The following is a 6,842-nucleotide window of genomic DNA, read 5'->3' as shown; positions in this document are numbered from 1 at the left end:
AAACAGACCTCAAGATAAGACTTCCCATCCAGAAATGGAGTAAGACCCCTTGTAGACTACGAGGTAGATAGGTTGGAGGTGTAAGCATGGTAACATGTGTAGCTGACCAATACTAACGGTTCGAGGGTTTGACCTAAAAAAACAGGTTAAAATGATTGCAGTATTTGTTTTTGAGAGTATAAGGTTTTATACTTAAACTAAATATTCTAAGCATTTTTGGTGACGATGCGCTTTAGGGAAACACCCGTTCCCATACCGAACACGTAGGTTAAGACTAAAGCGGCCGATGGTACTTGTCTGGAGACGGACCGGGAGAGTAGGTGGTTGCCAAATTTAAGGAGGGGTTCCCGAGTGGCCAAAGGGGGCAGACTGTAAATCTGTTGGCACCGCCTTCGAAGGTTCGAATCCTTCTCCCTCCATATTAAAAGTGTAAGATGAAAATCTTACACTTTTTTATTTTATATGAAAATGATATTGGAATATACTTACTTATTTAAGGATATAGTTAATGATAGTGATAAGAAAGTATAGTACTAAGGAGAGAATATAAAAGATGTATTTTGAAGAAATAGGGGATCCAAATAAACAAACTATAGTTATGTTACATGGAGCAGGTATGCCTCAAACCTTTGTGGGTCAGTATGAGCTTGCAGATAAGTATCATCTTATATTACCTCATTTATACGGCAATGGAGAAGAATCAAATAAAAGTTATAATAGAGAAGAATGTATAGAAGGTATCTTAGAAATAGTAAAAGGTTTAAATAAAGATAAGGTAAGTATAGTTGGATTTTCATTAGGGGCACAGCTTATAATTCCTATTTTATGCTCTGCAGAGAATTATTTTAATAAAGCTATCTTAATAAGTCCTTGGATATGTAAAAGTGAACAAGGAATAGAAGAGGTAACAAAGGTTATAAAGAACCAAATGGTAAGAGCTATGAAAATAAACTGGTTTTTAAAGATTCAAGCTAAATGGATAGGTATGGATAAGATACAAAGAGAGAAGTTTCTTAAATACTGTAAGGAAACTACAGTAGATAATCTAGTAAATATGACTTTATATGGCGTGAATATAGAGGACTATAATGAGTATAGAGATATAAAGATTCCTATGCTAGCGTTAGCAGGATCTAAAGAGAGTAAAGAAGTCATAACTTCAGTAGATACACTAGAGAAATTAAATAAGAATTGTTATTCAAGAATTCTTACTAATTTTGAACATGATATTCCTTATAAGCAACCTAAGCATCTTAACGAAATTATTGATACATTTTTAATGGAAAGTAACTAATAAAAATAATAAAGAAGAGAGTATTTCAGGATTAATGAAATGCTCTCTTCTTTATTATAAAAATTTAATATTACCAATATGAGATGAAGATTATCAAAAATAATATAACTAAATATTTTAAAATTGATAAATAAATTTATCTAGATAAAATTGTAAAATATTTACAATTGTGTTATACTGATACAACTTAGGTTAGGGGGGATACACTAATGAAAAGAAAAGTTAGATTAATAAGTAGTATAGTAGTATTAATGATAATAGTAATAGGTTTTAGAGTAGGACAGCTATATGGAAGGGATATACCCATTGATTTAAAAACTTATATTGGACAGGCATCTAGTATACTTCCTAAAGGTTTAATGAGTAATGGGATAGAGAGTATAATAGATGAAGATAATATTATTACAAAGATACAAATAAATAGACAAGGGTATTGGATAGATAGTATTCAAGTTGGAGATAGTATAGACAAAATCTATAAAGTGTATCCAGAAGAGTGGATTAATGCAAGGGAACATTCTATAGAGATTATTTATGGTAAAGAAAATCATTTTGGAGTAGCTACCGAGCATATTATCTTTACTATAGGGAATGAAAATAAAGTCCAAAGTATTATATTAGGACAGATAACTCCTTTTACAGGTTTAGATTTACCTAATTCAAATGTAGAGGCAAAGCAATATCTAGAAGGTAAGTGGAAGTCAAATTCAGCACATATTTTGGAGTTTAATGGATATGCTATGAAAGATAGTTATTTAGATAATTTATGGACTAATCAAAGTTATATTATAACATCACCTAATAGCCTTATAATTTATAGACAAAAGGAAAATCAAGAAGAAAAAGTTAAAATTAATTTTTGGGTTACAAAGGATAGACTTTATGTATTTTCGATAGATCTGCATGGAAAACCTATACAAGAAAGTATAGAAATTTTTTATAAGATATAGTTTATAAAGATATAAAATTTATCTTATAAAAGTATTTAAATTAAAAACTATATATATCATAATAATACAAATTATATTTGATATTAAAATAAAAATTAAGTGAAACCTATAATGTTTATGTATGAATTGACTGGATTTAATACAAATTACACAAAAAGTATAAGCAAATTACTTGATTATTTATGGTGCTTATGATATCCTATTTATGTAAGTTAAAATATTGGAATTAAACGAAGGTAGGCCGCATGTTACACAAAACACTGGACCGAAAGCGTTTTGTAGTACAGTGTTTTAGCAGTAACTTTTTTTATAAGGAGGCCTAGTAATGGTAGGTAAAGTTAAATGGTTTAATGCAGAAAAAGGATTTGGATTCATTGAAAGAGAAGATGGAGATGACGTTTTCGTACATTTCACAGCTATCCAATCAGAAGGATTCAAAACATTAGAAGAAGGTCAAACAGTTGAATTCGACATCGTTGAAGGAAACAGAGGGCCACAAGCTGCTAACGTAACACGCAAATAATTTATGTTTATAAACCTGTGAGTTTAACTTACAGGTTTTTTTATTTGTAATCATATTATTAAGTAACCTTTAATAGATTAGTTAATGGGGAAATTTTTAATTTTTTATAAAGGGGGTTTGATATATGTTTACAAGAACTGAAGTAAAAGATCAGAGTAAAGAACAATTAAAAGGAAGATGGGCAGTTACAGGTGGATTATTTTTAGTTATTACTATCATTACATGTGGCATTCAATATATCCCTTATATAGGAGTATTAGCTTCTTGGATTGTAATGGGGGCTTTTACGCTAACATATGCATTAATAAGTCTAAAAGTTGTTGATAGGCAAGAATTATCTATAGAAGATGCATTCTCAGGATTTAGAAATTTTGTAAATGCATTAGGATTATTCTTTTGGCAACAACTATGGGTATTCTTATGGAGTTTATTACTTATTATACCTGGAATTATAAAAGCATATAGCTATTCTATGTGTTTTTATGTTTTAGCAGATCATCCAGACATTGGAATATGTGAAGCGCTTAATGAAAGTAAGCGTATTACGAAGGGATATAAGATGGACCTATTTATTTTAAGTTTATCTTTCTTAGGATGGGGAATTTTATCTGTATTAACGTTGGGAATAGGATTCTTTTGGCTTATACCTTATATGGAGGTTACCTTGGCAAATGTTTATAGGAAACTAGCAAGTCAATAGATTCTATAGAATAATAGACTAAAAAAATAGAAAGGACTGCATAGTAGCTCTTTCTATTTTTTTAGTCTATATATTATAATACGTAATTAAATACACACCAGTAATGGCATGCACTGCCTAATAGCACAAAAATATGAAAGAGTTCATGGAAACCAAATTGTTCAGATATATTTGGCTTTTTAAGGCCATAAATAATACCCCCAATAGTATACATGATACCTCCTAGTGCTAACCATGTAGTGCCACCTACACTAAGCGCTTTGGTAAGAGGATTGAGTGCTAGGAGAGCAACCCATCCCATGCCAATATAAAAACTCGTTGATATCCAACGTGGCATATTAATCCAAAACATTTTGAGTGTAATACCTATGATTGCTAAGGTCCAAACTAATGTAAGAATAGTAATTTGCCATACTCCAGAAAGCGTTAATAAACAAAATGGAGTATATGAGCCAGCGATAAGTATGAAGATCATAGAATGATCTAATTTTTTTAGCTTTAATAATACAGCATCTTTAGCACGTACAGCATGATAAATACCACTAGCAGTATATAAACTAACCAGGCTTAACCCAAAAATAATAATTGAGACAATAGCTGTTGTAGTAAGAGGAAGACCTTTACCACCATATATAAGTAAAAATATTGTTCCTACAAGAGATAAACCAGCACCTAAAAGATGTGTGTACGCATTAATAGGTTCTCTAACAGAATTATTCATTTAAACATCTCCTAACTATAATATGTAGTTTTTAATACTACTTAATATTATAACTAAAATATATCATATCATACATTCTATAGTCAATATAGTATCTAGAATAATTTGGCTTGATTTTATAAGGGGGATTAGTTATGATAAATTTAATAGGACTAAAGAAGGTGCGAATATGGAAAAGAAGTGGTTAGAAGAACAAGTAGCAAGCCTTAGATTAGATGAACATATGGCTTTAGAGGACATTCCTAATCTTGATTTATATATGGATCAATTGATTACTTTATTTGAAAGTAATCTTAGCCATACTAAGCGACATGAAGACGATAAGTTACTTACAAAAACAATGATTAACAACTACACAAAAGATAAAGTATTAATGCCAGCGCATAAGAAAAAGTATACAAAGGATCATATTGTTTTAATGCTACTTCTTTACCAATTAAAAAGTATTATTAGCATTAGTGATATAAAAGATGTATTTTCTGTGTTAAAGCAAGAAGATAATATAGATAGCGAGACATTAACAAATCTTTATAAGGCTTGTTTGAATAGTAGAGAGAAAGAAATGAGTTATTTTGAACTAGGTATAGAAAAAAGAGTTGATACTGTTAATGAGGAATTAGATAAATTAGGAATAAAAGATGAAAAGATAGGGGCAGCCCTTTTAGTCTTTACCTTAATTGAGCAAGCAATATATCATAAACGTTTGGCTGAAATTATTATTGATAAATGTATTAAATAATAAATAAAAAAGTTATGTTAATTAGTTAATTAACATAACTTTTTTATTTATTGCATAATATTTTTGATTAAATACAGATTTATATATATAGTTGTTAATTTATTAATAATATCTGAAATTTGTATTGACAAACATTGTAACAAATTAGATAATTATAATTGGGAAACGATTTTTTTTTGAGTAATATTCCTAATAGCTATGTATATTTTACTTATGTGTAAATAAGGAGGAGTTTATAATGGCAACAAAATCTAGATTTCCAAGAACTGAAATTGGTGCAAACAATCCTATCTTTGGACAAATTCGTACCACAATTGAAACAGCATTTTACGGTAATAATGTAACACCAGTAACTTCTTTAAAAGAAGCTTACAAACTTGCTGCAAATGCACCAGGTACAATCGTAACAGATATTCCTGTATATAGACCAGACCTACTTGGTTTAGATGATGATACAAAAATTCTTCTTTTCAATGATGGTGCTGTAAGTGGACGTGCAGCAGCAGCTCGTAAAATTATGGGTGAACCAGGTGTTAACCAAGGTGAATATGCTCTTAAGATTAGTGAAGCTATCTACAAAGCACGTACTAAAAAATTATATCATGCACAAGCTATTGTAGGTCTTGATAAAGATTTTTCAGTAAAAGCACATCTTTGTATTCCAGCAACACAAGAAAATATTATGTATTCATGGTTATTAAACTTCCAAGCAATTAATGAAGAAGTAGCTAAGATGTATGCAGATTCTAAGGTATATCCAGATGGAGACCTTTACATATTCTCAGATCCAGATTGGTCACACCCAGATCATCCAATGGGACTTACATTCTTCGATCCAGAACATAACTGTGCAGCTATCTTAGGTATGAGATACTTTGGAGAACACAAAAAAGGTACATTAACACTTGCTTGGGCTATGGCTAATCGTCATGGCTATGCATCATGCCATGGTGGACAAAAACGCTATAACTTAGAAGATGGTAAATCATTTGTTGCTGGTGTATTTGGTCTTTCAGGATCAGGTAAATCAACACTTACACATGCTCGTCATGGTGGTAAATATGATATTACAGTACTTCATGATGATGCTTTTGTTATCTCAACAGAAAATGGTTCATCAGTAGCACTTGAACCAGCATACTTTGATAAAACACAAGACTATCCACTTACATGTGAAGATAACAAATATCTTGTTACAATGCAAAACTGTGGTGCTACAATGGATGAAGATGGTAAAATCGTTCCTGTTACAGAAGATGTTCGTAATGGTAACGGTCGTGCAGTAAAATCAATTCTTTGGTCACCAAACCGTGTAAATAAATTTGATGAACCAGTTAATGCAATCTTCTGGATTATGAAAGACCCTACAATTCCACCAATTGTTAAATTAAGTGGTGCAGAACTTGCTTCTGTAATGGGTGCTACACTTGCTACAAAACGTTCAAGTGCAGAAAGACTTGCTCCAGGTGTTGATCCAAATGCATTAGTAGTTGAACCATATGCTAACCCATTTAGAACATATCCATTAGTAAATGACTATGAAAAATTCAAAGCATTAGTTGCTGAAAGAAATGTAGATTGTTATATCTTAAATACTGGCGATTTCATGGGCAAAAAAGTAACACCAAAAGATACTTTAGGTGCTCTTGAAGCAGTAGTAGAAGGTAAAGCAGAATTCAAACCATGGGGACCATTCTCAGATATTCAAATTATGGAGATTGAAGGCTTTGTACCAAACTTTGAAGATGCTCAGTATGTTGAACAATTACAAAAACGTATGCAAGATCGTGTAGATTTCATTAAATCTCGCGATACAGAAAAGGGCGGATTCGATAAACTTCCAGCAGACGCTTTAGAAGCATTACAAAAAGTAGTTGACCAAGCACATAAAGCTTAATAGATAATAAAAGGTGTT

7 protein-coding genes, 1 tRNA gene and 2 rRNA genes are annotated in these 6,842 nt (G+C 31.1%); 9 read left to right on the top strand and 1 reads right to left on the bottom strand.

Annotated features, from left to right (window positions below; all coding sequences use genetic code 11):
- The 7 genes from BN2390_RS01780 to BN2390_RS01750 all read left to right on the top strand — a co-directional run.
- Positions 1 to 136 (top strand): 23S ribosomal RNA (locus tag BN2390_RS01780); the annotation flags it as partial.
- A 79-nt stretch (positions 137 to 215) separates the two neighbouring features.
- Positions 216 to 333: ribosomal RNA gene (rrf, locus tag BN2390_RS01775) — 5S ribosomal RNA — on the top strand.
- Positions 334 to 337: 4 nt separating this feature from the next.
- Positions 338 to 419: transfer RNA gene (locus tag BN2390_RS01770), tRNA-Tyr, on the top strand.
- A 134-nt stretch (positions 420 to 553) separates the two neighbouring features.
- Positions 554 to 1,294 (top strand): alpha/beta fold hydrolase, encoded by a 741-nt coding sequence (locus tag BN2390_RS01765; RefSeq protein WP_053982633.1) that lies wholly within the window; start codon positions 554 to 556, stop codon positions 1,292 to 1,294.
- A gap of 209 nt (positions 1,295 to 1,503) precedes the next feature.
- Entirely contained in the window at positions 1,504 to 2,244 is a 741-nt protein-coding gene (locus tag BN2390_RS01760; RefSeq protein WP_053982632.1) for a hypothetical protein, read from the top strand.
- 325 nt (positions 2,245 to 2,569) lie between these two features.
- Positions 2,570 to 2,767 (top strand): cold shock domain-containing protein, encoded by a 198-nt coding sequence (locus BN2390_RS01755; protein WP_053982631.1) that lies wholly within the window; start codon positions 2,570 to 2,572, stop codon positions 2,765 to 2,767.
- A 124-nt stretch (positions 2,768 to 2,891) separates the two neighbouring features.
- Positions 2,892 to 3,467: a DUF975 family protein gene (locus BN2390_RS01750; RefSeq protein WP_053982630.1), complete on the top strand. Its 576-nt coding sequence runs from the start codon at positions 2,892 to 2,894 to the stop codon at positions 3,465 to 3,467.
- A gap of 73 nt (positions 3,468 to 3,540) precedes the next feature.
- On the opposite strand, the gene trhA is transcribed toward BN2390_RS01750, so the two are convergent.
- Positions 3,541 to 4,188 carry a PAQR family membrane homeostasis protein TrhA gene (gene trhA / locus BN2390_RS01745; RefSeq protein WP_053982629.1) on the bottom strand — a complete coding sequence of 216 codons (648 nt, stop codon included), beginning with the start codon at positions 4,186 to 4,188 and terminating at the stop codon, positions 3,541 to 3,543.
- Positions 4,189 to 4,357: 169 nt separating this feature from the next.
- On the opposite strand from trhA, the gene BN2390_RS01740 reads away from it, so the two are divergent.
- Positions 4,358 to 4,927 (top strand): DUF1836 domain-containing protein, encoded by a 570-nt coding sequence (locus BN2390_RS01740; RefSeq protein ID WP_053982628.1) that lies wholly within the window; start codon positions 4,358 to 4,360, stop codon positions 4,925 to 4,927.
- A gap of 238 nt (positions 4,928 to 5,165) precedes the next feature.
- Positions 5,166 to 6,824, top strand: coding sequence for a phosphoenolpyruvate carboxykinase (ATP) (locus tag BN2390_RS01735; protein WP_053982627.1), 1,659 nt, complete (start codon positions 5,166 to 5,168; stop codon positions 6,822 to 6,824).
- The last annotated feature ends 18 nt before the right edge of the window (positions 6,825 to 6,842 follow it).

Origin of the sequence: Niameybacter massiliensis (assembly GCF_001282685.1) — a bacterium.
GTDB lineage: Bacteria > Bacillota > Clostridia > Lachnospirales > Cellulosilyticaceae > Holtiella > Holtiella tumoricola.
Note: the sequence above shows the minus strand (reverse complement) of the source record. Positions and strands in the feature narration are given on the sequence as shown.